Source organism: Polyangium jinanense (assembly GCF_028435365.1).
This window is the reverse complement of record NZ_JAGTJJ010000004.1, coordinates 150925-175851: the sequence shown is the minus strand read 5'-3', so window position 1 is coordinate 175851 and position 24927 is coordinate 150925. Positions and strand designations below refer to the sequence as shown.

Genomic DNA, 24927 nt, shown 5'->3' with positions numbered 1-24927 from the left:
GGGCGGCGGAGGGTAGCACCGAACGAGGCCCAGATCGGTTAGCCTCCGTCGCAGCCGTACATGACCGACTTCAAGGCGACCCCCACGTCCGCAGACCCCCTCAGCGAGGCGCCGACGGGCTTGCTCCTTTCGAGCGCGCCAGGCGAGCGCGTCGCCGGGCGATACTCGCTGCTCGGCCTGCTCGGCGTCGGCGGCATGGGCAGCGTCTACCGCGCCCGCGACGAGGAGCTCGAAGAGATCGTGGCCCTCAAGGTGCTGCGGCAAGACCTCGTGAACGAGCCCGGGATGCTCGAACGGTTCCGCCGCGAAGTGAAGCTCGCGCGCCGCGTCACCCACAAGAACGTGGCCCGCGTCTTCGACATCGGCGAGCACGGCGCCGACAAGTACCTGACCATGGAATACGTCGAGGGAGAGCCCCTCAACGTGGTCCTGGCGCGGCAAGGCGCGTTGCCGGTCGCCCGCGTCGTGGAGATCGCGACGGCCATCTGCGCAGGGCTCGCCGCCGCGCACGCGGCCGGCGTGGTGCACCGGGATCTGAAGCCCGAAAACGTGCTCATGGCGAAGGACGGGCGTGTGGTGATCACCGATTTCGGGATCGCCCGGATGCACGAGCCGGAGGGCTCGCGCACGCAGGTCGGCGCGGTGATCGGAACACCGGCCTACATGGCGCCCGAGCAGGTGCAGGGGCTCGCCGACATTGATACGCGCGCGGACATCTATGCGCTCGGCGCGATGCTGTACGAGCTTTTCACGGGCGAAAAGGCGTGGCGCGGGGAGTCGATCGTGAGCGTCGCCGCGGCGCGGCTGGTGCAGCCGCCGCCGGATCCACGCGCGAAGCGGCCCGATTTGCCGACGGCGTGCGGGACGCTCGTCCTCAAGTGCATGGCGCGGGAGCGCGAGGATCGATATCGCACGGCGCAGGAGGTGGCCGAGGACCTTACGAGCCTGACGATGCCGGCCATGAACAAGCTGCCCGTGACGACGCTCGTGACGCCCGCCGCGTCCGCGCCCGGCGGAGGCACGCCGCCGCCGGCCGCGCAGGGGTTGTCGGCCGAGAAGGCGGTCGCGGTGCTGCCGTTCCGGAACAGCGGGCCGCCGGACGACGAGTACCTCGCCGAAGGTCTCACCGACGATCTGATCGATATGCTGTCGATGACGCGAGGCCTGAAGCTCAGGCCGCGCGGCGTGGTGATGCGCTGGAAGGGCGTGGATCAGGATCCACGCGAGATCGGGCGTGAGCTCGCGGTGCAGGTCGTCGTCGAGGGCAGCGTGCGCAGGACGCCGGCGGGCGTGCGGATCAGCGCGCGTGTGCTCAGCGTGGCCGATGGGTTTCAGCTCTGGGCGAAGCGATTCGATCGGCCGGAGAAAGATCTCTTCGTGGTGAACGACGAGGTCGCGAAGGCGATCGCCGACGCGCTCACGGTCGACATGGCCCAGCCCGCGCGCGAGTCGCCGACGGATCCCGTGGCCGTCGAGCTCTACCTGAAGGCGCGCGTCGAGTACCGGAAGTTCTGGGTGCAGCACGTGCGCGAAGCCGTGAAGCTGCTCGAGCAGGCCCTCGCGCGCGCGCCGCAGGATCCGACGATCCTGTCCGGGTATGCGAGCGCGCTCGCGCGGATGTCGTTCTTCAATGGGGACAACGCGATCCTCGCCAAACAAGCGGCCGAGCGCGCGCTCGCCGTGGCGCCGCACCTCGCGGAGGCACACCTCGCCATGGCGCACGGGCTGTTTCAGTTCGGCGACGTGGCCGGCGCGGTGCAACGCGCGCGTCAGGCCATCCTGCGCGCGCCCGCGCTCGCTGAAGCGTATGGCCTCATCGGGATGATCCTCTCGGAGTCGGGGCCGCTCGACGAAGCGGCGCGGGTGCTGGAGACGGCGCGGTCGCTCGATCCGGCGGCGCCCTCGGTGGGCCGCAACCTCGCGCGTGTCTTCGTGCTGCGCGGCGACTGGGACGGCGCGCTGAAGCTCCTCGAGCAGGTGCGAACGATCGAAGGCGAGTTCGCGTATTTCGCCGGCCTGACGCGGTACGCGATGTGGTTCCGCGACGAGGCGCTCACGAAGGACGTCGCCGAGCGGCTCCGCGACGTGAAGACCGACGCGCCGATCCAGATGGCGATCCGCGACGCGCTGCTCGACAAGATCTCGCCGTTCGATTCGCCGGTCTTCCAGCAAGCGATGGCGAACCGCGATGGCGGCTGGAGGCGGAGCGCCTATTTCCGGCAGGTCGAGATCGAGCTCGCGGTGTACGTGGGCGACGTGGCGCGCGCCGCCGGATCCATCGTGCCCTGCGCGCAGAGCGGGCTCATCGATCTCCTGTGGATGGATCGCTGCCCGCTGGTCGAGCCGATCCGCGCGACGCCGGAGTTCCTCGCGGCGCGCGTGCTCGTCGACGAGCGTGTGTCGCGGATGCTGGAAGCGCTGCGGGCGGGGTAGATCCTTTCGCCGCGTTGCGGTCGAGCATGGTCTCTTCCTGGGGCCGCTGTGCTGGGGCGTTGCCCCAGGCCCCACCGGGGCTATCCGCCCCTGGACCCGGACCAGCGCAAGCGCTGGACCCGGGGTCGATGAACTGCGCGATGCGCAGTTCATCGAACAGGCCGAGTCAAGACTGCCAAGCACCCTGCCAACCAAGACTGCCGCGCTGCCCTTTCGACTGGCGACGCGGTCCAACGGGCCCGTTGGAAGAACTGCGCGTTGCGCAGTTCTTCCACCCCGAGTCCAGGGCTTGCCCTGGTTCGGGTCGAGGGGCGAACAGCCCCCGCGGGGCCCGGGGCAGAGCCCCGGCGCGGCGCCTCAGCTCGGCGAGCGGAAGAGCGCGAGCACGCTGGTGTAAAGGTCGAGCCGTGATGGACGGCCTTCACGCGGGCTGATCTCGAACGCCGCGTGCATGCCGGCGATCGGGAGATCGCCAAAGCGCTGGCGGAGGATACGCACCTCGGTGTCGGGCGCGCCGTACAAGCCCTGGCCGCGGCCCGCGCAGCTCAGGTAGAGCGCGAAGCGCGGCGCTGCGCCGAGCGCGTTCTTGGAGACGACACGCGCCATCGTTTCGAGGTCGGCCTTCGCCGTCTGCGCGTCTCGCACCGCGAACGCCATGAGCATCCCCGGGCGCGCGTCCGCGCCGATCATCACGCCCCGCCGGGAAGGATCGATCCCTCGCACGGGCCGGACCACGAAGCGCGGGCGCCCATCCTCCGTGACGTCGTCGGACTCGGCGAGCGCGGCGAACACGAGTGGGGAGGAAGCGCCCGGGTTCGACGAGCCGGGCGCGCATTGCGAGAGCTCGTCGAGCGCGCCGCGGCCGCCGAGGCGCAGCACGAGGCCCCCGCTGGCCTCCTCGATCGGCACGAGCTCGGAGACGAGGCGACACGCGGGCGAGGCCGCGACGATCGGCGACGCGAGCCCCTTGATCGACATTCCTACCGCGCGCGCCAAGCGCTCTTCGCCGTCGGCCGTGATCACCACGCCCCCCGCGCCGACCGTGCCCGCGCCGAACACGCAGGCCGAGGGCGCCGCGGTCGCGAGGCCTTCGAGCAAGCTCGTGTCGAAGCCTTCGGTTCGGTGGAAGAGCAGCGCCGTCGAGGGACGCGCGCCGAGGGCTTGGCCGATCGACTCGCCGAGCGCGCGTGGTGAATCCTCCGCGTCGCCGAGCGCGAACGGCGTGACTTTCCCGCCGCTCCAGAGGATGCCGCTCGCGGCGGGGACCCCTTCGAGCTCGGCGCGCTCGTGCAGCACGCCGGAGCCTGGGACGAGTACGGTCGGCACGCCTTTCCACGCGGCGGCCACGCGGGTCGCGAGCGTGTGGAGATGCGGCACGAGCGGGCCCGTCACGAAGACGAGCCCACCTGTCGGGGAGGTGACCGCTCCACGTATCTCCCGGAGGACGCGGGAGAGCCCGTCGGGGGAGGTCACGCTGGTGCAGAAGCTCCGCGCTGACATGGGTGGCGAGGGAGTCTACCCGAGCGGACGGCCCTCTCGACAGGGGGGGCCGGGGCGGATTATCGTCGGCCGAAGTACGAGCTCCACGATGAGCACACCGCACGACCGGAATAACGCCCTGCGTCAGAACGAGGTTGCGACGCTCCGAGGGCGATGGCCCGTCCGCTCTGCGGCGCGAACCGACATCGGGAAGCATCGCAAGAGCAACGAGGATGCATTTTTCCACGACGACGAGCTCGCGCTCTACATCGTCGCGGACGGGATGGGCGGGCACGCTGCGGGCGAGGTCGCGAGCCATCAGGCGGTGGACACGATCCACGGGATGGTGAAGCGCGGGCTCAGCGAGATCGGGGCCCTCGACGGGGAGCTCGACGGGGCCCAGGCGCACGCGGCGTGTCGGATCATGGAGGGGGCGATCCAGGCGGCGACGTACCTCATTTACGCGATGGCGGAGCTCGAGCGCGACAAGCTCGGGATGGGCACGACGATCAGCGCGGCGCTGTTCCTCGGCCGATCGCTGGTGACGGGGCAGGTGGGTGATAGCCGCATCTACCAGATCCGCGAAGGCGCCGCGGTGCAGCTCACCGAGGATCACACGCTGCTCGCCTGGCAGATCAAGCAAGGCCTGCTGACGCCCGCGGAGGCGGCGAAGGCGACGCACAAGAACGTGATCACGCGCGCGGTGGGCAACCGCGACTACGTGGAAGTGGACACGGCGGTGCTCGCGGTGCGGGCGGGGGATCGGTACCTGCTCTGCTCGGATGGGCTGCACGGCTACCTCAGGACCGAGGAGATCCCGGAGATCGCGGCGCTCGGGGCAGCCGACGCGGTGACGCAGTTCATCGACCTCGCGAACGGGCGAGGCGGTAAAGACAACATCACCGCCGTTCTTGTCGAGGTCGTCTAGTCCCGAGGGGGACGCCTCGCGTCCCCCACTCGGCCAGGCGAAGCCCGGCCGATTCACCCCCCGAGGGAGCTCGCGTTGCGATCTCCCTAGAACATCGTTCCGATGTTCTAGATCCCGAACGGTCCCGCGTAGATCCGAAGTTGTCCGTTTTGTTGACCCCTTCGTCGATTGTCTGATACCCGCCGGCTAGAAGGTCGTGACGTGGTCCGAGCGTTCAGGCCGACGGAGGTGGATTCGATGAAGAGGCGATCGATGCGGAGGCGGGTCGGCGTGATCATGGGTGGCTCGTCGTCGGAGCTGTCCGCCGGACATGCCGTCGCGGAGGCGCTTTCGGCGCGGGGCCATGAGGTGGTCCGGCTGTCGCTCGGCGAGAGTTACGGTCCCGACCTCGCGTCCGTGATCCAGAAAGCCCGGATCGACGTGGCGTTCCTGGCCCTGTCGGGCCGCATGGGCGAGGACGGTTGCGTGCAGGGGCTCCTGGAGCTCCTGCGGATTCCGTACACGGGGTCGTCCGTGCTCGCGAGCGCGCTCGCGATGGACAAGCTGAAGGCGAAGGAGATGTTCCGCCTGCACAACGTGCCGACGCCGCCGTACTACACGGTGTCGGAGGACGCGGACCTCACGGACCTCGAGGGGATGCACGGCTCGTTCGGGTACCCGGCGATCGTGAAGCCGCGCGGGGAGGGGTCGAGCCAGGGCGTGTCGCGGGTGACGAACCTCGCGGAGCTGCGGGCGGCGCTGGAGCAGGCGTTCGAGTTCGACGACATCGCGCTCGTGGAGCGGTTCGTGACGGGCGTGGAGATCAACGTCGCGATCCTGGACGGGCAGGTGCTCGGCTCGGTGGAAGTGGCGACGCCGAAGGCGATGCTGGAGGATCCCGGCGCGGAGCTCGTGAAGGTGGAGCTGTCGCCGCAGCGGGAGCGCGGGGTGCAGAACCTGGCGGAGCGTGCCGCGCGGGCGCTCGGATGCACGGGCGCGGTGCGGGTCGACCTGCTCGTGACGGCGGGCGAGAACGAGTACGTGCTCGAGGTGAACACGCTGCCGGCGCTGTCGCCGGACGGCCTGCTCGCCCGGGCGGCCGCTGCGAAGGGGTACGATTTCGGCGAGCTCTGCGAGGCGGTGCTCGACGGCGCGAAGCTGAACCAGCCGGCGCGCCGGAAGACGCCGGTGGAGACGCTCTCGGCGGGCAGCTACCGCGCGAACGCGGCGGCGCCCGTCGCGATGATGAAGTCGGTGGGCTGAGCAGCCCCTCGATCCCCGAATCCCCCCGAAAATCGTCTCTCGTGCCCTGATCCTCGCGTCGAGGATGACGGGGCGTCGTTGCCAGCGGGTGTCGACGCGCCGTCGAGGGCCCTTGGTCATCGTGATCCGCGTGGGTTGATGCGCGTCGAGGGTGGCTGGTCGTCGTTGCCAGCGGGTGTCGACGCGCCGTCGAGGGCCCTTGGTCGTCGTTGCCAGCGGGGGTCGACGCGTGTCGAGGGCCCTTGGTCATCGTTGCCAGCGGGTGTCGACGCGCCGTCGAGGGCCGCTGGTCACCGTGGTCCGCGTGGGTTTTCGCGCGTCAACCGTCTCGGTCGTCGTTTCTCTGCTGACCGAGCGTCCCGAAGAGCCAGTCACAGATCGGGAACGTGATGTTGAAGTTCTCGTGTGCCATCCGGCCGAGGTCGTGATGGAGCGCGTGCCGCCGGCGCAGGGCGCGGACGAGGCGGCTTTGCGCGAGGAAGGAGCGCTCTGGCAGGTGGTAGGCGAAGTGGAGCCACTCGTACGTGAGGAAGTACGCCATGGCGGTGGCCACGAAGAGCCAGCCGGTGTTCGGGGTGGCGACGGCGAAGAGGAGGAGCGCGACCGGCAGGGCCACGCCGCCGAGGACCACGAGGATCATCACGGGGGGAAAGAGGACGATGGGGAAGTCGGCCGCGGACTCGCAGGCCATCGCCTCGCGCGTGAAGAAACGGTGGTGCCGCAAGGTGTGGCGCTCGTAGAGGATCGGCAGGAGCTTCTTGCGGCGGTGCATCGGGCCGCGGTGCACGAGGTACTCGACGAGGTTCGCGAACAGGAAGGTGCCCGGTACGACGAGCGCTTCGAGGAGGCGGACACGCTCGACGCGGGAGGCGGCGAAGACGACGGCGGCGAGCGAGGCGAGGCTCGTGAAGGCGAAATGCGTCCAGCCGGCCGCGCGCGTGCTTGGCCTTCGTTCGGCGCGGTCCTGGCCGCGGAAGGCGAGCACGTGCGGCGGCGGCATGTTCGAATTCTAGTGCGCGGGAGCCGTCGCTCGGCGGTTTTCCGATGGCATTCTGCAGGGATGCTCCGGACGAACGGACGCAATGAAATTGCCCCGCCTCGGACGCTCTCGCCACGCCGCGCTTCGTGCTAGGTTGCGCGCGAAATGGAGCGGCACGAGCTCGAGGGTTTGACGCGGGAAGAGCTGATCGCGCTTTCGGAAGAGCTCGGCATCGCCCGTCCGCGCGCGCTCACGATTCCGGAGCTCATGGACGAGATCGTGACGCGCACGGCGCGGAGCGAGCGGGACCGCGCGCGGTCGCGTGGATGGATGGGGCGAGCGAGGGATCTGCTCGCCGGGGTGATCGAGCGAGGTCTGCACCTGCCCGACGTGGCGAACGCCGTGCGGAGCGCGCCGCCACCGGCGAAAGGCTGGCCGACGGCGCCGCCGCCCCTCGCGACGGTGACGCTCGCGGAGATCTACGCGGCGCAGGGGTTCGTGGACAAAGCGATCGGCGTGCTGGACGAGGTGCTCGCGCGGGAGCCGGAGCACACGGAAGCGCGCGTGCTGAGGCAGCGGCTCGTCGCAGGAGGCGCGGCGCCCGCGGTCGGGGAAGAGAAGCGGGAGGAAGTCGTGACCACGCCGAGCGAGAGTGACAGCGAGCCCGAGCCGGTCGAGGAAGAGAGCACGGAGGAAGCCGCGGAGGTCGAGGCCGCGATAGAGGCGAAGGCGGTCGAGGAGACGGAGGCGGAAGCGGTTGCGGAAGCGGTCGCGGAAGCGGAAGCGGCGCCGGTTGCGGAAGCGGTCGCGGAAGCGGAAGCGGCACCGGTTGCGGAAGCGGCTGCGGAAGCGGAAGCGGAGCCCGAAGAGCCGGCTTGGTCGGCGCCCGAGGCGGATGCCATCGAGGAGCTGCCGCTGCCCGAGCGCTACGACGTCGACGAGATCGTGGCCATCGCCGTCGATCCCACGACGCTCTACCTCTACTGGGAAGTTCGTCCCGTGAGCCTTGCGCGGGCGCGGGGTCGGCACACCGACGGCGCGCTCGTCGTGCGCATGATCCAGGTCACGCCGAGCTGGGATGGTCCGATCGTCGAGCAGCGGGATCTCCGCATCGACGCGCTTTTCGGCGACGCGTACCTCCGCAACTTGCAGCCGGGATCCAACGTACGCGTGAGCATCGGCTGGCTCGCGCACGGCATGTTCGAGCCGTTCGCCATCGGTGCTGAGGTCGTGACGTCGCGGAGCGAGCCTACCTCGGCGGTGTCGATCCGCGTCGCGCGATGGACGCCTGAGCGAGGCGCGCCTGTACAAGCCGGCGTCGCGGCCGCTGCGCCGGTGCGCGCCTCTGGCGGTGCGCCCGCGCCTGCCGAGATCGAGTCGATGCTCGCGCCGATCCTCTCGGGCACGGCGGCTCCTGTGCATACGGGTGGCGGCGGGCGGATCGAGGCGAGCGGTGATCGCTGGCCCACGCTCGACTTTGGCGACCGCGGCCTGCCCGTCGAGGCATCGAGGCCGAGCGCGCCTACGCGTGGAGGCGCGAGCGAGCTTCCGCGTGGCGGCGCGAGCGAGCAGGTTCGTCCCGGATCACGCGAACGGTAGAGCGCGACGACAATCGTTGGATCGTGCGCAACTCGTCGCGGGCCGCGTCGATGTACGTGCATGGTCCAACGAGTTTGCCTCGAAGTACGTTCTCCTCTTCTCTTGGCCCTCGCCGCTGCGCTCGCCGCGCTGCTCCACGTGACGCCGGCGCGCGCTGCGGCGACGTTGCTGGACGACGACTGGGCGTTTCACGCGGTCGCGGATCTCGATGACGCGGAGGCGCACGAGCTCTGGAGTGACGGCGCTTCGCAGGGATCGTTGTGGGTCTCCCTCCAGGTGTCGTTCGTGCGTCGCGATGAGGGGAAAAACGATCTCGGCGCGATGGTGCTCGTCGGGGTTCCGATCGAACGGATCGCCGAGCCTGCAGGGACGCGGCGCGCGCGTGGGCGCATCGCCAAGGCCACGAACGCCGATCCGCTCGCGCCTTCGCCGGAGCCCGCGCCTTCCACCGCTGCCGAGACGACACCGGAGCTTCCGCCTGCTCCGCCGCGAATCTTGATCTCGCCGTCCGTCGCGCGTGCCGTCGTGTCGGCGGCGATCGAACATGCGCGCCTCGAGGAGCACGTCACGCGGATCGATCGCGTGGCCTCCCGCGCACGTGCGTCCGCGCTCCTGCCCGAGCTTCGGCTGCGCGTGACGCGCCTGCTCGACGAGTCGCGTGCGCTCTCGCCGACGGAGTACGATCCGGATCGCGTCACGGCTGCCGGTGGATCGAGCTTGTGGCTCGAAGCGCGCGCGACGTTTCGCTTCGATCGGCTGGTCTTTGCTGACGAGGAAGTCGCGCTCGAACGGCTCCGCGAGGAGCGCGCTGCCGCGAGGCACAAGCTCGAAGCACGCGTGCTCGAAGCGCTCTTCACGTGGCAACGCGCGTGCGTGGAGCGCGACGACGAGACGCGCGAACCCGAGGCACGCACACGCGCGGTGCTCACGGTGATGGAGGCGGACGGCACGCTCGACGTGCTGACGGGGGGCTTCTGGTCGCGATGGAAGACGACGCGTCTCGGCGAGGACGCGACAGCAACACGTTGATCCGTTGCATCGACCGCATCGCGGCCTTTGCACCCGAGGTCCAGGGCTGCGCCCTGGTTCGGGTCCAGGGGCGAAGAGCCCCTGGTCGGGCCCGGGGTGAAACCCCGGCGAAACGGCCCTCAGAGAATATCCGACGACAACTTCACCCAGCGCTCTGCCGTGCCGACATCGCCGTCCTTGTCTTTCACGCTGGCCTTCACGAGGAGCGTCTTGCCGAGCAGCGACTCGATGTCCGTTGCGCCGTCGATCTGGAACCGCAGACCGTAGAGCTTGCAGAACCCGCCTTCGTCGGGATCGAACGTGAAGATCACGGTGAATGGGTTGATGTCGAGGTCGAGCTCCTCGACGTGGCCTGTGAGCGTCGTGATGCTCCCCGACTGCCGCAGGTTCTTCATGCGCAGCGCGATCCAGATGTGATGCCCGCCCTGCGGACCTGCCTCGATCTGCGCGAGATCGTAATCGCTCGTCGGCAGGTAATCGGCCTGGCCCTTGCCCACGAAGAGCGTCGGCGGGCCGTCGTTCGGCTTGCAGATGTCCGTCTTTCCTTTGGACCAGCCGGAGCTGTACTCCTCCAGCATCGCGGGGCTCACGTACGAAGTTCCGCAGACGCCGCCTGTGCACGTCTGCGGCGCGTCGCAGGTCGGCGCCGACGAGCCGGCACACGCGGAGGCGAGGTCGGCCCGCAAGAGGAGCGTGCGGCCTGCCTGGATGGTGCTGCCCGCGGTGCGGATGACGAGCGGCGTGCTCGTGCTGCCGAAGGCCTCGATCTCGACGTCGACGTCATCGCCGTCTTCGAGATCCGCGAAGCCGATCTCGAGTGGGATCTGGAAGGGAGACGCACCGTCCGAGAAGAGCTCCTCGTCGCTGATGACTGCGCCGTTGACCTTGCGGATCACGTGCAGGCGCAGGACGTCGACGCCGACGCGCAGATCACTCGTGACGCCGACGACGAGGCCGCCCCGTGTGGGCGCACTGCCGGAGCAGCTAGGAAGGACGAGGAGGAGCGTGAATAGGAGGGGGAGAAGCCGGATGACGTTACCCATGACGGACCTCGCGATGCAGGGGATGCGAGGTGGCGTGGGCGCGTCCGTCAGTCGATGCCCTCGATGGCCTTGAGGAACCTGTCGGCAGGGACGAACTCGGTGAACCGCTGCCGCTCCTTGCCGTTCGAGTCGAAGATGACCACCGTCGGAAGCCCAACCACCCCGTACTTCTTCTTCACCTGCTCGACCTGCGGATCCTCGTCATCGGTCGCGTCGAACTTGACCGCGACGAAGTTGCCCGCCTTTTCCATGACGCGTGGATCGGAGAAGGTGTGCTTCGTGAACTCTTTGCAAGCGCCGCACCAGTCCGCCGTGAAGTCGACCATCAGCGGCCGCTTCTCGCGTTGCGCCCTCTCCGTCGCGTCCTTCTCCGAGTGCTCCCACGCGAGGAGCTTCTTGCCGGCCGCGGCCTCCGCCGTCGCCACGACGTGCGGCATCTCGGGCGGCAGCTCGATGCTGACCCAGAGGATGAAGCCGCCGGCCGTCGCCGCCGTGATGCCGAGCGCCTTGCGGATCTTCACGCCGAGGCCGCCGTCGTGCCAGTCGAGGTGCACCGCGCCGAGCAGGATCCCGAACAGGATCGCCGCGCCGCCCGCGACCATGAACATCGTGTCATGGCGTGCCACCTTGGTCATCGCCGGGATCGCGTAACGCAGGAAGTAGAGCGCGCAGACGAGCAGGACGGTGCCGAAGAACGACTTCACCGAGACCATCCACTTGCCGCTCTTCGGCAGGCCGACGGCGAACGCGCCGACGAGGAAGAAGGGCAGGCCGAGGCCGAGCGCGTAGCAGAAGCCCACGAGCGCGCCGAGCACCACGTTCTGCGTCTTGCCGATCCAGAGCAGCACGCCGGTGAGCACGGGGCCCGTGCACGGCGCGGCGATCAAGCTGCTCACGAGGCCGAGCGCGAACGCGCCGCCGTAACCGACACCGCCGACGCTGGAGAGCCGCTGCATCAAGCTGTCGGGGAGCGTGAGCTCGAAGGCGCCGAACATCGACGCGGCCATCGCGCCCATCACGAGCGCGATCCCGACGTTGACCCACCACTTCTGGAGCGCCGCGCCGAACAGGCCGCCCGTGAGCGCCGCGCCGACGAGCAGCGTGGTGAAGAGGACCGCGATGCCCATGACGAACGAGAGCGAGAGCAGAACGGCCTGCTTCCGGCTCGACGCCTGCTTGGCCCCGAAGACGCTGACCGTGATCGCGATCATCGGGTAGACGCAGGGTGTGAGGCACGTGAGGAGGCCGCCGGCGAACGCACCCACCGCGCCGCCGACGAGGCCGTAGTCCTCGCGCAGGCGTGTGAAGAGGTCGCGGCTGTCCTCCGCCGCGAAAGCCGCGGAGGGCGAGAGCAAGAGCACCCCGAGCGCGAGCGCGGCGAGGCAAAGCGGCGCGAGCGATCGAGGCCCGAAGAGAGACTGAGCACGTCGGAAGGCGGGTCGCACGGCGCGTATGTTACCAAAGGGTCGGACGTTCGGCCCGATCCGCGAGCGACACGATCTTCGATTCAGTCGGCTGGGAGGCGAGCGAGCGCCTGGCGGGCAACCTCGACCTCCCCGCGGAGCGCGACGGCGGCGGCCCTTCGGCCGGACATGGTGCGGTCGACGAAGGCTTCGAGCCAACGGCGGGCGTCGTCCGGTCGGCCGGCATGCAGGGCCAGGAAGCCGAGCACGAAGCGGCCGTATCCGTTGCCTGCGGGCGCGACGAGCAGCCTGTCGATGAGGTCGCCGATGCCTTCCACGGTTTGCCCGAGCGCGATGCGGGCGAGCGCGAGGTGCCCGTGATAGAGCGGCTTGTCCGTCGTACCCCAGCGCGCGGCGCGTGACATCGCGGCGATCGCTTCGGCGTAGCGGTGGTGCAGGTAGAAGAGGCTGCCGAGGGTCCAGTAGTGGAACGCCTTGCGGCTCGCGGGGCCGATGCGCGCGGCGAGCCGCAGATGCGCGGCCGCGCCCTCGACATCGCCGAGCGCCTGCTTCGCGCGCGCGGCGTCTTGATGCGCGACGTCGGGCAACACGTCGAGCGTGAGCGCTTGCTCGGCGATCGCGGCGGCCTGCGCGAAGCGGCACTCCTCGTAGTAGGCGAGGTAGAGCTGACGGAGCAGCATCGCCTGTGTCGTGCGATCGAGCTGCGCGCGTGTGGCGAGGCCACGCCTCGCCCAGAGCGCGCGCGAGCGTGGCGTCGTCGCTTCGAGCGCGCGGCGGAGCATGTCCTCGGCGAGCACGGACTTCGGACGCGCGGGCCGCTTCTTCGTCGGCGCCTTCGCGCGTTCGCGGCGCGCGGAAGTTTTCTTCGTGGTTGCAACGGCGACGTCTGCCTCGCGCTCGCGCTCGGGTTCACGCGACGCGCGCCGCGGCGCCTTTGGCTTGGCCGTCTTCCCCGCTCCTGCGGGGGCGAAGGAAGTTGGGTTGTCCTTCGCCTTGCTCACGGATCGAGATTAGCAAGGCCTATACAAGCGTCCAGAATTCGACGGGGCCCTTCGTGCGAGGTCGTGGCCCCTCGCGCGGCGAGGTTGCGCCTCGGGCGGAGGCACGCCAAGGTCTCGACGCCATGGGCCAGCGGGTAACGGAGCAGGGTGGTTCGAAGGCGAGGAGGGGCCTCGCCGGGGCCTCCCTGATGCTCGCGCTCGGGTTCTTCGGGGTCGGGTGTGGTCGCCCGGCGACGCGCGCCGAGTGCGAGGAGATCCTCGACAAGAGCGCCGCGATCGAGCTCGCCGCGCAGAACGTCACCGACCCGGCCGAGGTGCAGAAGAGGACGGCCGCCGTCCGCGCCGCGCGGGGGGAGGAGCTCGTCAGCAAGTGCGTCGGCCGACGGATCACGCAGCGCGCGATGGAGTGCGTGCGCAAGGCCACGACGGCCGAGCAGGTCGATCTGTGCCTCGATTGAGCTCGCCCGCGACCCGCGCGGAGGTGGTCGCGACGCTCCTGATCGTGCTCGCCGCCCTCGGGTTCGTCCTGTCGAAGCCGCTCCGACGCTCTTTATCAGCGCATCCTTCTCGAGACACGTGCGCGGCCCTGCTCGATCGTTACGTGGAGCACATCGTCCACGCGATCAACGATAAGCCGCCGGCCTCCGAGCTCGCCTCGCGCAAGGCCCAAGCGCGCACGCTTGCGTCGACGGATCCCAAGTTTGCCCGCTGCCCGACCTACCTCACGGTGGACGAGGCCGAGTGTGCGCTGCGCGCGAACAACGCCGACGAGTTCGAGCGATGTCTGCCGTGAGGAAGGACGACAACCCGGGAGAGCGTCGCCTCCCAGGGCGCAAGATTTCAGCGGTCGTGTCGATCTGCGCGTCGTTTCCTGGTCGCTTCGGCGGACCCTATGGTAGGGTCTCTTCGGGCCTTCAGGAGCCTTATCGATCGCCGTGAAAGTCATCTCACCGCTTCTCGGCTTCAACAACAACGTCAAACACAAGGGACGTGTCTTCCATATTCAAACGGAAGACTCGGGGCACCGTCACCCGCATGTAATTACGCATCTTTTTGCGGACGGCGGGCGCATCCTGAAGACCCTGAAGACCTCCTACGCGGAGCACCTCAACGAGGCGAACGTGCAGGAGATCGTCCGTCAGCTGATGAAGGATCAGCACAAGGCGATGTTCGTCGCTTTGCGAGACGGACAATTCGATCACATTTTCGAGGAGAAGACCGAGGCGTCGGCACCCGCTCCGGCGCCCGCGCCTGCCGCCGCGGCGCCCGCGGCGCCTCCTCCGGCGCCCGAGCCCGCGGCGCCTCCGCCGAGCTTCAAGCCGGATCTGCCGCAGCGCCCCTCCGTGCTGATGAACGCGTCGGATCTGCAGGCCGCGCTTCGGGGCAATCCGCCTTCGCCGCGGCCGCCGCTGGCGTCGGTATCGCCTGCGGACATCGATGCCTCGCTGGCCGGGCTCGAGGAGCAGACGAAGGCGCCCGAGACGCCGGCGTTCGTGCAGCAAACGCAGGACCTCCCGCCGCCGCCCACGTCGGTCAAGAAGGGCGGCGCGCTCTTCACGGCGGGCGTCTACCGCGCGCTCGGCACGCCGGAGCCCGCGTCGTCGCCGTCTTCCGCGGGTCGTTACGCGCAGACCCGTCCCCCGGCCATCTTCGCGACCGCGCGTCCCGCGCAGGGAACCTCGATCTTCGGAGAGGATCTCATCAGCGAGAAATCGCTCGACGAGGTCATCCTGAGCTACTTGGCCGAGGACCTCGAGGGCGGCGAGAGCCCGTAGCCGCGCTCTCGTCCTCTCGAGGAGGCTCGTGCGTAAAGCTCGCCTCGCGTTCTCGAACAGCTTGTGGCTCTACCCGCTGTCGATCCTCGCGATCGTCAGCGTGACGGCGTTCGTCGCGTTCCGGCTCCTCGATCTCTCGCATACGCAGCCCGGCGGCGTGACTGGGCTCTTCGGCGAGATGTCGCCCGACGACGCGAGCCGGATCATGGGCGGCACGGGCGAGGTGATCGCCGCGATCCTCGGCATCGTCATCACGGTCGCGTCGATCATCGTGCAGCTCGCGGCGACGAGGTACACGCCGCGCATCACGGACATGTTCTTCCGGGACCGTACGAATCGCGCGGTGATCGCGTTCTTCGTGGTCTCGGCGGTCTTCTCGCTCTGGGTGAACTACGCGATCCGGCAGGCGCCCGACGCTGCGCAGTCCTTCGTCCCGCGCTTCGGCGTCATGGGCTCGATCGTGCTGCTCACGCTGAGCCTTCTCGTGATGGCGCCGTACTTCAATTACGTCTTCGATTTCCTCGAGCCCGACAAGATCGTCGAGCGCATCCGCCGAGGCGGCGTGGCGCAGGCGCTGCGCAAATCGAGCGACGAGTCGGAGGAGGAGGTCGACGGTCGGCGCATGACGGCGCTCTCGGCGCTCGAGCATCTCGCCGACATCGGGCTCAACGCGATCGAGCAGAAGGACAAGGGGATCGCCTCGAACACGGTCGACGCGATCTGCGACCTCGTGGTCGCGTACATGCCGCACAAGCGCGAGCTCGACGATCGATGGTTCTCGATCCGCGGGCGGCTGCTCAAGGACGCCGACTTCGTGAGCATGAACGAGATGGCGCTCGGCAAGCTCCAGAGCGATCGCACGTGGCTCGAATACAAGGCGCTGCGGCAGTTCTTGATGGTCTACCGCGAGGCGCTCACGGAGATGCCCGACATCGTCAATCGCATCGCGATCGACACGCGGTACATCGGGCTCGCGGCGCTCGCGGCGGAGGATCGGGCCGCGCTCGCGACGGTGATCAAGTTCTTCAACACGTACATGCGCCGCGCGCTCAACGCGCGGGACGTGCCCGCGGCCTACAACTGCCTGAACCAGTACCGCTACCTCGGCGAGAAGATCCTCTCGCAGGGCTGGGGCGACGAGGCGCTCCGGATCGCGGGGCACTTCAAGTACTACGCGCAGACGGCCCACGCGATGAAGCTCGCGTTCGTCACGGAGACCGTGGCCTTCGATCTCTGCGCGCTGAACGAGCTCGCCTACGATCTCGGCGCGGGCGTGCGGGACGAGCTCTTGCAGATCTTCCTCGAGGTCGACAAGGAGGCCGAGGTGGCGCAGCAGGAGCTGTCGCTGCGCGGCGTGCGCAAGGCCCAGGTCAAGCTCGCGACGTACTATCTGCAGAAGGGCGAGATCGATCTCGCGCGGCGGATCCACCGCGACATGCGCGACGAGCGGCCTGATCGGCTGCGCTCGATCAAGAACGAGATGCTCTCCGTGACCACCAACGAGTTCTGGGAGATCAACGATCGGGGGGTCGTCTTCGAGTACATCGAGCCGGAGAGGCACGCTCACTTGCACCAGTTTTTCGAGTGGTTTCCCCACCTCGAAGGGCACCCCCGCGAGGCGGGCGGGCCGAAGCAGCCCGCGCCCGTGGCCCTCACGCCCGGCGGCGCGCACGAAGGCTGAGCCGGCCGCCGCGCATTTCCCACGCAAAGCGGCCGGATCCGGGGGTAGACTGCTCGGCATGCTCGGGCGGATGGCCCGCTACGTTTGGGTCCTTTCGGCGCTCCTCGGCACGGGCTGCACGCCCGAGCTCGGCGACGTGCCGTTCGCGTGCGAAACCGGCGGCGTCTGCCCCGAAGGGTACGCGTGCCAGGCCACGGTCTGCGTGCGCGACGGCGCGAACCCCACGAGTCGCAGGCCGAAGCGCGTTGCCTGGATCAATCCGCCGGAGATGTTCTGGCTGTCGTCCGAGGGCGAGGGCGCGACGCTCCTCGTGAACGACGGTTTCACCCCGGGCGCGCGCGGGATCTACGAGATCCGCGTCGCGCCCGACGGCAAGGTGTCCGAGCCGCGCGCGCTCTTCACGTACGCCGGCGGGACGATCTCCTCGTCCGTGGTGCCGCTGCCCGACGGCCGATACGGCGTGGTGCTCGTGCGGTTCCCGAACGTCGAATCCGACGAGATGACGCTCGAGCTCCTCGGAATCGAGCGCACGTCGACGAGTGGCTCGACGCCTGCGGTGGAAAAACTCTTCTCCACGACGACGCCGTTCCTCGGCGGCGCCGAGCCTCCGTACGTGGGCGCCGTGATCGACGGGACCACGCTGAACATCGCGTGGACCGTGCCCTCGGGTGGCGGTCGCGTGGAGGTGCTGCACCTCGAACGGGAAGGCTCGCTCTGGAGCCCCACGTGGAAGGCGTCGGCGAACCTGCCGCCGGACGTGCCGCCGCTCTCCGGCGACTGTCAGATCTTCCGCGACGAAAGCGGCCTGCTCACGGTGCGCGTGGGCTTCGAGAGCTACGCGCTCTCGACGGTGGATCCCGCGACCGCGATGGGCGGCATGGGCTCGATGACCGAGTTTGCGCCGACCACCGACGAGCCGCTCTTCGGCTGGAAAGACGGCGTCTTCGCGTTGCGGGTCGGCGACTACGATTCCGCGAAGGCGACGTACGCGGTGAGCTACGTCTTCACCCCCGCGACGGGCATGCCCACCGAGGACAAGGGCTTCACGATGCCGGAGACGGCCACGCCGTTCGTGGGCACGCCGTTCGAGGGAGGCGCGCTCGTGGCGCCGGTCTCGCGTGATCCGGAGTTGCCCACGATCGACGTCGCGTGGCGCTCGCCGACGGAGCCTCTGCGGATCGTGGCGAGCGTGCCGCGGACGAGCACCGGATCGATCTTCACGGCGCGCGCCTTTGGCCTCGGCAACAAGGCGTACGTCGCGTGGACCGAATTTTACGAGTCGAACATGGACCTCTGGATCGGCGTGTCGGATCTGCGTCGCGAGGGCGTGGGGACGCTCCTCGGTCGATCGGCGCGCGCGCGCGGGTTCGCGCGGCCGAGCGAAGGGCCGCGGATCGAGGCGGCGCAAGGACAGGGGGCACCTTGAGGGGATCGAGGGGACGGGTTTTTTCGGGCGCAGTGGTGGCCGCGCTCGGGATGTTCGGGGCGGGCTGCGGGGAACCTTCGTTCGGGGAGATGCCGGCGCTCTGCGCGGAGGGCGGCGCTTGCCCCGAGGGATACGACTGCATCCACGGCGTCTGCGCGCTGCCGGGTACGCCCGTGCCCATCACCGTCGGCGTCGTCCCGTATCTGCGTGGCCCGGACGTGCGCATGGTGCCGCAAGCCTCGGGCGTGCTCGTCGTGTGGGAGACGTACGCGTACTCCGACGAAGGGCAGCGCTTCGTGGGCGCGCGCGTCGCGCCTGACGGCGCCGTGAGCCCGCGCATGGACATCGTGGGTCGCTACGTCGCGGATGCCGACTCGCTCGAGCCCTACTTCGATGTCCTGCCCGTGGGCGGTGATCGCGTGCTCGTGGCGATCAGCGCGCCTTCGCTCCCCGACGATCCCACGGTCGAGCCGCGCCTCGTCACGTACCGCGTCGATCTGCCTCCCCAGGGGCGCGAGGATCAACCGGCCGCGTTCGAATCCGCGTGGCCCAAGGAGGAACGACTCGCGACCGTGGGGTACGGCGCAGTGAGCTTTCCGAAGCTCCTTCACCACGGCGATCGTGTCGAGCTCGGCTACGTGCGTTCGCGGACGGCGACCATCGACAACAACCTGGAGACGGTCGCTGAGCTCACGGTCTTCTCGATGCAGGAAGACGGCACGCTCTTCGCGCCGGAGCCCACGTATCACTCGGCGCGCGCGAAGTTGCCCGTCGCCGTGGGTGTCCTCGGCGCGTTCCGCGTGAGCACGGGCGCGTGGTGGATCCTCGACAACGAGCGGCCGAGCGCACTGCTCTTGCCCGACGACGGCGGCGCCGCCGAAGTGAAGCTCGGTCGCCTCGCGATCCCCGTCGCCGCGGATGACGCTTCGCTCACGTACATCGAGCCCTCGGCGCGTCAGGGGGACAAGCAGCCGACGGATCCCGTGTCGGGCCCGGCCGGGCTGCGCACGGTCGCGGCGCCCGTGATGGGTGATCCCACGCCGCCCGTCGAGACTTCGATCGGCGCGCTGCCGGGCCTGCGCGACACGCCGCGCCCCGCGTGGATCGGACGTGATGGCGCGAAGCCGATCCTCGTCACGCCCGGAGAAGCCGTCGATGCGCCGGAGATCGCGGTCTACCTCGTCGATCCGGCGAGCGCGGAGGCGTCGCGCGTGGCTTCGATTCCGCGCCTCTCCACGCGCAGCATCGGCGCGCTCCATGCGGTCCTCACCTCGGGCAAGCTCTTCGTCGGCTGGCTCGAGACGGACGAAACGTCGGCCACGATCCGCATGGCCGTCCTACCCGAGCCCGAGCCCCCGGCGGCACCTTGAGGCGCGTATGAGCATCGGCTCCGTTGGCTCCCAGCCTCTGTTCGCAGGCAAGTACCGCCTCCTCCGCATGCTCGGCAAGGGCGCGATGGGCGAGGTGTGGCTCGCCGAGGAGGAAGGGCCGCGCAACTTCCGCCGCCGCGTCGCGGTGAAGCGCCTGCTCACCGCGGGCGACATCGGCGACGTCGCGACCGATTCGTTCGTCGCCGAAGCGCAGGTGATCGCGCGCCTCGATCACCCGAACGTCGTGCGCCTGATCGAGCTCGGCAACGCCGAGGGCGGCCTCTACCTCGTGCTCGAGTTCGTCGACGGCGCCGCGCTCGATCGCATCTTCAAGCGCACGGGCACGCTCGCGCCCGCGACGGTCGCGTACATCGGTCGCGAGGTCGCGCGCGCGCTCGAGGCCGTGCATGGCATGTGCGACGAGAACGGCAACAACGTCGGCGTCGTGCATCGCGACGTCACGCCATCGAACATCCTCGTCGCGCGCGACGGCCGCGTGCGGCTCTCGGACTTCGGCGTGGCGCGGATCTCGGGCCTCGGCGGCGAGAAGACCGAGACCGGCGTGTTCAAGGGCAAACTCCCGTACATGCCGCCCGAGCAGGCGCGCGGCGAGCCCTTCGACGGTCGCGCCGACGTGTTCGCGCTCGGCATCACGCTCTTCGAAGGGCTGCTCGGGCGCAGGTTGCGCAAGGCCGAGACGCAGACGCAGCTCCTCATGATGATCGCGAGCGAGCCGGTCGCGCGCGTGCACGAGCTCTTGCCGGGCGTCCCGGATGCGCTCGCGCATGCCATCGATCGCGCGACAGAGCTCGATCCACGCCGGCGCATCGCGGACGGCGGCGAGCTCGCGTATCTCATGGACGAGGCCCTGCGCGCGCTCGGGCCGAGCGCCGTGAAGGAAGCGCAGGCCGAGCTTCGCGCGCGTGTCGAGCAGGTGGCGGGCGCGCCTGCCGGTGGATCGAGCGCGCCGGGCACGGGGCAAGCGAAGCGGCCGCAGGAGTGGAGCATGCAGCTCGGCACGGGCGCGCAGCGGCCGAGCGGATTTCCGACGGAGATCACGCGTTCGTCCGACGCGCCGGTGCAACCCTCGTACGGCACGCACGGGGGCATGGCGCAGCCGGGGACGGGCGCGGGGCGGATCTCGGCGCCCGGATATCACCCGTCGATGGTGGGCGCGCCAGGATCGGCGCCTGGATCGAACCCGATGAGCGGCGGCCTTGGCGTGACGAACGTCGGGACCTTCGCGGATGCGGGCGCGCCGTCGAGCTTGCAGGCGAAGGGGCGACGCTCGATGGTCCTGCCCGTGCTCGCGCTCGCGGGCTTCACGATCCTCGGCGGCGTGACGGCGTTTTTCGTGCTCTCGCGGAGCGCGTCGGGGCCGCGTACGGATCAAGCCGTCACGTCGGCGTCGCCGTCCGCGATCACGCCTGCGCCGACCGAAACGATCGCCGCGGCGCCGAGCACGACGGCGCCTGACGCGCAGCCCACGACCACGTCGACGGGCGCGCCCTCGGCCACGCCGACGGCGACGGTCGCGCAGGGGACCGGCGGGCGTTTCGATCCCAAACGAACGGCGCAAGGATCGACGGCCGCGTCGACCGCGTCTGCGGCGGCCGAGGAAGCGAATTCGAACGAGCCGGGCACGCTCGTCGTGTCCGTCTCGCCTTGGGCCGACGTGACCGTGGATGGTCGTTCGGTCGGGACCACACCGCTCGCGCCGATCTCGCTCGCGCCGGGCCCGCACTCGGTGGTCTTGCGCAACAGCGAGCTCGGCGCGTCGCGTAGCCTGTCGGTCACGATCAAGCCGGGCAAACCGTCGTCGGTCCGGGTGGATCTGCGCAGGGCGGAGTAAGGTTTGCCATGAAGAACGGGAAGCGGAGCATGGGCGCTCGGCTCGGGCGAGTCGCGTTGGCTCTTTCGGTGGGTGTGGCCCTCGGCGCCGCCGGGACGGAGGCGCGAGGGGAGGACCTCGCGAGCGTCGTGGCGAGGGCGCGCGAGCAGGTCGAAAGCGGCGCGTTCGCGGATGCGCTCCGCACGCTGAATACGCTGCCGAAGTCGGAGCTCCCGCCGACGCTCGCGGTGGAGGCGGGCCTGCTGGAGACGCAGGCCGCGCTGGTCACGCGCGGCGAGGCCGCGGGCGCGCAGGCGTGCACGAAGGCGGTCGTGGCGGCGGGCTACGATCCCGAGGTCGCGCGTGATCAATCGCCGAAGGTGCGCGCGGCTTGTCGCACGGCCGCGGAGAGCGCGCGCAAAGAGCGGATCGAACGTGCGGGCGTGAAACTTTCGGACCTCGAGATCGAAGCGCCCGAGGTGGCGTGGGCGCCGGTGCGGATCTCTGCGACGGCGAGCGTCGCGCCTCCGTGGCTGCGCGTGATCGCGCGGGTTCGATCGAGCGCGATCGAGGGATCGTTCGATCTGCCGCTCGCGCCTTCGCCCGACGGGCCTCTGCGCGGCACGCTCGATCCTTCGTTCATCCGGCCGAAGGCCAAGCTCGACATCACGATCGTCGCGCAGGACAAGTTCGGTGATCTCGCGACGACCGCGCTCACGAAGTCGCTCATGGTGCCTGCCCAGGAAGCGATCGTCGCGCTCGGCGACGTGCCGGGCTCGGCCGTGGTGCTCGTCGATGACAAGCCCGTCGATCCGGACGACGACGGCCGCGTCGCTGTCGAGCCGGGCAAACACGAGGTCGAGATGCAGGTGGACGGCGCGACGTCGAGCACGACCGTCACCGTGCAGCGCGGAAGCGTGGCGCGCGTGGCGCTCTCGCCGACGAAGGGCGGAGGGCGCACGTTCGCCTGGATCGCGACAGGTTTGACCGTCGGGCTCGGCGCCGCCTCGGGCGTGTTTCTCTACACGGCGGCTTCACGCACGAGCGAGATCGAGGACCTCGCGGCGCTGCGCGAGCCGGGCACGAGCTTGCCCGCGACGGACTATGCCGAGATCAAGGCGCGGGACGACGAGCGGCGGACGTTCCAGACGGTGGGCCTCGGCCTCGCGATCGGCGGCGGCGTGATGGGCGCGCTCGCGCTCACGTTCTGGCTCTTGCCCTCGGGCGGTGGGAAGAAAGCGGCGAAGAAGGACGCGCATCTCGCGCCCGTGGTCGTGCCGTACATCGGGCCGGGGAGCGTGGGTTTGTCGGGTACGTTCTAGGAGAAGCGCCGATGTCCGAAGGCCCGCTCGTCACGGTGGATTGGCTCGCGGCGCATGCAACCGATCCGCGTGTCCGCGTGGTCGACGTGCGCTGGTATCTCTCGGGCAAGCGTGGCGTCGATGCGTATGCAGCGGGCCACATCCCCGGCGCGTCGTTCGTCGATCTCGACGCGGAGCTCGCGGGGGATCCTGCGCGAGGCCCGGGTCGTCATCCGCTGCCCGAACCTGACAAATTCGCCTCGCTGCTCGCGCGCCTCGGCGTCACCGAGGATTCGATCGTCGTGGCCTACGACGACGCCGGCGGCGCGATCGCAGCGCGCATGTGGTGGCTACTTCGCTACTTCGGGCATTCCGGCGGTCGTGTCCTCGACGGCGGCCTCGGTGGCTGGATCGCGTCCGGCCGCGCGCTCAGCACCGACCCGCCCCACATCACGCCCACGCCGCCCCTCGCGCTTCGGCCCGGCGGTGCTCCCGTCGTGGACAAAGCCGACGTCGCTCGCCTCGCCGCGCTCGGCTTGCCGGCGGCCCTCGTCCTCGATGCGCGGGCTCGCGAGCGGTACGAGGGCCGCTCCGAGCCGATCGACGCGCGTGCCGGGCACGTCCCCGGCGCCCGGAATGCGCCTTTCGTGGAGAACCTCGTCTCGCCTGGCGGCGCCTTCCTTTCGCGCGATGCGCTCGACGCGCGCTACCGGACGCTCGGCGCGCTCGATGCGAAGAACGTCGTTTGTTACTGCGGCTCCGGCGTCACCGCCTGCCACGATCTCCTCGCCCTCGCGATCCTCGGCCGCGAGGACGTCGCTCTGTACGAGGGGTCCTGGAGCGACTGGGCACGGGACGCATCCCTCTCGATCGAGACCGGCTGAGCCTCGATCGGGGAAGCCCCTTGCGCCCCTCGGAGTCTGGTGCTTTGGGGAAGGGCACCATGCAGATCCATCGCGTACAGGAGCTTTTCAAGCAGTCGCCCGTTGGCCAGCGCGTGAGCGTGTGTGGTTGGGTCCGCACGCGCCGCGACGCGAAGAACAACTTCTCCTTCCTGGAGATCAACGACGGCTCCTGCTTGAAGAACCTGCAGGTCATCGCGGACGGCACGCTCGAGAACTACGAGACCGAGGTGAAGAAGCTCGGCACGGGTTCGAGCTTGCGTGTCGAAGGGATCGTCGTCGCGAGCCAGGGCAAGGAGCAGGCGATCGAGATCAAGGCCGAGCGCGTGCACGTCTACGGCTTCGCGTCCGAGGACTTCCCGCTGCAGAAGAAGCGCCACGGCTTCGACTACCTGCGCACGATCGGCCACCTCCGGCCGCGCACGAACACCTTCGGCGCGGTCACGCGCATCCGCCACACCCTGTCGATGGCCGTGCACGACTTCTTCCACTCGCGCGGCTTCTTCTACGTCCAGACCCCGATCATCACGGCCAACGACGCCGAGGGCGCGGGCGAGATGTTCCAGGTCACGACGCTCGACCTCGACAAACTCCCGCGCACGCCCGAGGGCAAGATCGACTACACGAGGGACTTCTTCGGTCGCCGCACGAGCCTCACGGTGAGCGGCCAGCTCGAGGGCGAGACCTACGCGATGGCCCTCGGCAACATCTACACGTTCGGCCCCACGTTCCGCGCCGAGAACTCGAACACCACGCGCCACCTCGCCGAGTTCTGGATGATCGAGCCCGAGATGGCGTTCGCGGACCTCGATCACAACGCGTACATCGCCGAGGAGTTCTTGAAGCACGTCATCCGCGCCGTGCTCGAGCAGAACCAGGAGGACCTGAACCTCCTCGACAGCTTCGTGCAGAAGGGCCTCAAGGAGAGCCTCCAGAACATCGTCGCGGGCCCGTTCGCGCGCATGACGTACACCGAGGCGATCGAGGTCCTCGAGAAGTCCGGCCAGAAGTTCGAGTACCCGGCGAAGTGGGGATCGAGCCTGCAGACGGAGCACGAGCGGTACCTGACCGAGGTGCACCTGAAGAAGCCCGTGATCCTCACGGACTATCCGAAGGACTTCACGGCCTTCTACATGCGCCTGAACGACGACAAGAAGACCGTGCGCAACATGGACGTGCTCGTGCCGCAGATCGGCGAGATCATCGGCGGCAGCCAGCGCGAGGAGCGCTTGGACGTGCTGCTCGAGCGCATGCAGGAGGCCGGCCTCAAGCCCGAGGACTACGAGTTCTACCTCGACCTCCGCAAATACGGCACGGCCCCGCACGCGGGCTTCGGTCTCGGCTTCGAGCGCCTCGTCCTGCTCTGCACGGGCATGGGCAACATCCGGGACGTCATCCCGTTCCCGCGCACGCCCGGCCACTGCGAGTTCTGAGGCCACGACGAAGGAGCCCGGCGCATCCGGGCTCCTTTTTTCTGGAAAATT

The 24927-nt window shown here is 69.4% G+C and carries 20 protein-coding genes; 15 read left to right on the top strand and 5 right to left on the bottom strand.

The genetic code is table 11. The features are described from left to right. The first annotated feature begins 60 nt into the window (after positions 1–60). Positions 61–2433, top strand: a complete 2373-nt coding sequence (locus tag KEG57_RS12020; RefSeq protein ID WP_272419977.1) for a protein kinase domain-containing protein — start codon at positions 61–63, stop codon at positions 2431–2433. Positions 2434–2790: 357 nt separating this feature from the next. Here KEG57_RS12020 and KEG57_RS12015 read toward each other — a convergent pair whose 3' ends face one another. Beyond that, positions 2791–3933 (bottom strand): FIST C-terminal domain-containing protein, encoded by a 1143-nt coding sequence (locus KEG57_RS12015; RefSeq protein ID WP_272419978.1) that lies wholly within the window; start codon positions 3931–3933, stop codon positions 2791–2793. Positions 3934–4021: 88 nt separating this feature from the next. Here KEG57_RS12015 and KEG57_RS12010 point away from each other — a divergent pair, with 88 nt between their 5' ends. Both KEG57_RS12010 and KEG57_RS12005 read left to right on the top strand, forming a co-directional pair. Continuing rightward, positions 4022–4840 (top strand): PP2C family protein-serine/threonine phosphatase, encoded by an 819-nt coding sequence (locus KEG57_RS12010; RefSeq protein ID WP_272419979.1) that lies wholly within the window; start codon positions 4022–4024, stop codon positions 4838–4840. A gap of 237 nt (positions 4841–5077) precedes the next feature. Beyond that, positions 5078–6082: a D-alanine--D-alanine ligase family protein gene (locus KEG57_RS12005; RefSeq protein WP_272419980.1), complete on the top strand. Its 1005-nt coding sequence runs from the start codon at positions 5078–5080 to the stop codon at positions 6080–6082. Between the two features lie 319 nt (positions 6083–6401). Here the strand turns inward: KEG57_RS12005 and KEG57_RS12000 are convergent, their stop codons facing one another. Further along, positions 6402–7082 (bottom strand): sterol desaturase family protein, encoded by a 681-nt coding sequence (locus KEG57_RS12000; protein WP_272419981.1) that lies wholly within the window; start codon positions 7080–7082, stop codon positions 6402–6404. A 144-nt stretch (positions 7083–7226) separates the two neighbouring features. Between KEG57_RS12000 and KEG57_RS11995 the strand changes: the two genes are divergently transcribed. Then, positions 7227–8660, top strand: a complete 1434-nt coding sequence (locus tag KEG57_RS11995) for a DUF4912 domain-containing protein (protein WP_272419982.1) — start codon at positions 7227–7229, stop codon at positions 8658–8660. A gap of 102 nt (positions 8661–8762) precedes the next feature. Further along, on the top strand, positions 8763–9689 hold the full coding sequence (locus KEG57_RS11990; protein ID WP_272419983.1) for a dihydrolipoyllysine-residue succinyltransferase component of 2-oxoglutarate dehydrogenase complex: 927 nt from the start codon (positions 8763–8765) through the stop codon (positions 9687–9689). A 119-nt stretch (positions 9690–9808) separates the two neighbouring features. On the opposite strand, the gene KEG57_RS11985 is transcribed toward KEG57_RS11990, so the two are convergent. The 3 genes from KEG57_RS11985 to KEG57_RS11975 all read right to left on the bottom strand — a co-directional run bounded on the left by KEG57_RS11985 (position 9809) and on the right by KEG57_RS11975 (position 13157). Beyond that, positions 9809–10732 carry a hypothetical protein gene (locus KEG57_RS11985; protein WP_272419984.1) on the bottom strand — a complete coding sequence of 308 codons (924 nt, stop codon included), beginning with the start codon at positions 10730–10732 and terminating at the stop codon, positions 9809–9811. 47 nt (positions 10733–10779) lie between these two features. Then, the gene (locus KEG57_RS11980) at positions 10780–12177 is read right to left on the bottom strand and encodes a protein-disulfide reductase DsbD family protein (RefSeq protein WP_272419985.1); all 1398 of its coding nucleotides are present in this window, start codon (positions 12175–12177) and stop codon (positions 10780–10782) included. 62 nt (positions 12178–12239) lie between these two features. Further along, positions 12240–13157, bottom strand: a complete 918-nt coding sequence (locus KEG57_RS11975) for a tetratricopeptide repeat protein (protein ID WP_272419986.1) — start codon at positions 13155–13157, stop codon at positions 12240–12242. A 122-nt stretch (positions 13158–13279) separates the two neighbouring features. On the opposite strand from KEG57_RS11975, the gene KEG57_RS11970 reads away from it, so the two are divergent. The 10 genes from KEG57_RS11970 (at position 13280) to asnS (ending at position 24876) form a co-directional block, all read left to right on the top strand. Continuing rightward, on the top strand, positions 13280–13615 hold the full coding sequence (locus tag KEG57_RS11970) for a hypothetical protein (RefSeq protein ID WP_272419987.1): 336 nt from the start codon (positions 13280–13282) through the stop codon (positions 13613–13615). Beyond that, positions 13603–13950 (top strand): hypothetical protein, encoded by a 348-nt coding sequence (locus tag KEG57_RS11965; protein WP_272419988.1) that lies wholly within the window; start codon positions 13603–13605, stop codon positions 13948–13950. Before KEG57_RS11970 ends, KEG57_RS11965 begins: the two co-directional genes overlap by 13 nt. 142 nt (positions 13951–14092) lie before the next feature. After that, the gene (locus KEG57_RS11960) at positions 14093–14932 is read left to right on the top strand and encodes a RomY N-terminal domain-containing regulatory protein (RefSeq protein ID WP_272419989.1); all 840 of its coding nucleotides are present in this window, start codon (positions 14093–14095) and stop codon (positions 14930–14932) included. A 28-nt stretch (positions 14933–14960) separates the two neighbouring features. Next, positions 14961–16613: a DUF2254 family protein gene (locus KEG57_RS11955; RefSeq protein ID WP_272419990.1), complete on the top strand. Its 1653-nt coding sequence runs from the start codon at positions 14961–14963 to the stop codon at positions 16611–16613. 70 nt (positions 16614–16683) lie between these two features. Then, complete coding sequence (locus tag KEG57_RS11950; protein ID WP_272419991.1) at positions 16684–18039, top strand: hypothetical protein; 1356 nt, start codon at positions 16684–16686, stop codon at positions 18037–18039. Beyond that, complete coding sequence (locus KEG57_RS11945) at positions 18036–19409, top strand: hypothetical protein (protein ID WP_272419992.1); 1374 nt, start codon at positions 18036–18038, stop codon at positions 19407–19409. The genes KEG57_RS11950 and KEG57_RS11945 overlap by 4 nt, the downstream gene beginning before the upstream one ends. 7 nt (positions 19410–19416) lie before the next feature. After that, the gene (locus KEG57_RS11940) at positions 19417–21261 is read left to right on the top strand and encodes a serine/threonine protein kinase (protein ID WP_272419993.1); all 1845 of its coding nucleotides are present in this window, start codon (positions 19417–19419) and stop codon (positions 21259–21261) included. 8 nt (positions 21262–21269) lie between these two features. After that, positions 21270–22562: a hypothetical protein gene (locus KEG57_RS11935; protein ID WP_272419994.1), complete on the top strand. Its 1293-nt coding sequence runs from the start codon at positions 21270–21272 to the stop codon at positions 22560–22562. 11 nt (positions 22563–22573) lie between these two features. Continuing rightward, a complete protein-coding gene (locus KEG57_RS11930) occupies positions 22574–23425 on the top strand; it encodes a sulfurtransferase (protein ID WP_272419995.1) in 852 nt (283 codons plus the stop codon). A gap of 59 nt (positions 23426–23484) precedes the next feature. After that, positions 23485–24876: an asparagine--tRNA ligase gene (gene asnS / locus KEG57_RS11925; protein WP_272419996.1), complete on the top strand. Its 1392-nt coding sequence runs from the start codon at positions 23485–23487 to the stop codon at positions 24874–24876. The last annotated feature ends 51 nt before the right edge of the window (positions 24877–24927 follow it).

What these genes read in the sequence shown, in the direction of transcription:
- KEG57_RS12020 (WP_272419977.1), top strand. Translation starts at nt 61, where the DNA reads ATGACCGACTTCAAGGCGACCCCCACGTCCGCAGACCCCCTCAGCGAG.
- KEG57_RS12015 (WP_272419978.1), bottom strand. Translation starts at nt 3,933, where the DNA reads ATGTCAGCGCGGAGCTTCTGCACCAGCGTGACCTCCCCCGACGGGCTC.
- KEG57_RS12010 (WP_272419979.1), top strand. Translation starts at nt 4,022, where the DNA reads ATGAGCACACCGCACGACCGGAATAACGCCCTGCGTCAGAACGAGGTT.
- KEG57_RS12005 (WP_272419980.1), top strand. Translation starts at nt 5,078, where the DNA reads ATGAAGAGGCGATCGATGCGGAGGCGGGTCGGCGTGATCATGGGTGGC.
- KEG57_RS12000 (WP_272419981.1), bottom strand. Translation starts at nt 7,082, where the DNA reads ATGCCGCCGCCGCACGTGCTCGCCTTCCGCGGCCAGGACCGCGCCGAA.
- KEG57_RS11995 (WP_272419982.1), top strand. Translation starts at nt 7,227, where the DNA reads ATGGAGCGGCACGAGCTCGAGGGTTTGACGCGGGAAGAGCTGATCGCG.
- KEG57_RS11985 (WP_272419984.1), bottom strand. Translation starts at nt 10,732, where the DNA reads ATGGGTAACGTCATCCGGCTTCTCCCCCTCCTATTCACGCTCCTCCTC.
- KEG57_RS11970 (WP_272419987.1), top strand. Translation starts at nt 13,280, where the DNA reads ATGGGCCAGCGGGTAACGGAGCAGGGTGGTTCGAAGGCGAGGAGGGGC.
- KEG57_RS11950 (WP_272419991.1), top strand. Translation starts at nt 16,684, where the DNA reads ATGGCCCGCTACGTTTGGGTCCTTTCGGCGCTCCTCGGCACGGGCTGC.
- KEG57_RS11940 (WP_272419993.1), top strand. Translation starts at nt 19,417, where the DNA reads ATGAGCATCGGCTCCGTTGGCTCCCAGCCTCTGTTCGCAGGCAAGTAC.
- KEG57_RS11935 (WP_272419994.1), top strand. Translation starts at nt 21,270, where the DNA reads ATGAAGAACGGGAAGCGGAGCATGGGCGCTCGGCTCGGGCGAGTCGCG.
- KEG57_RS11930 (WP_272419995.1), top strand. Translation starts at nt 22,574, where the DNA reads ATGTCCGAAGGCCCGCTCGTCACGGTGGATTGGCTCGCGGCGCATGCA.
- asnS (WP_272419996.1), top strand. Translation starts at nt 23,485, where the DNA reads ATGCAGATCCATCGCGTACAGGAGCTTTTCAAGCAGTCGCCCGTTGGC.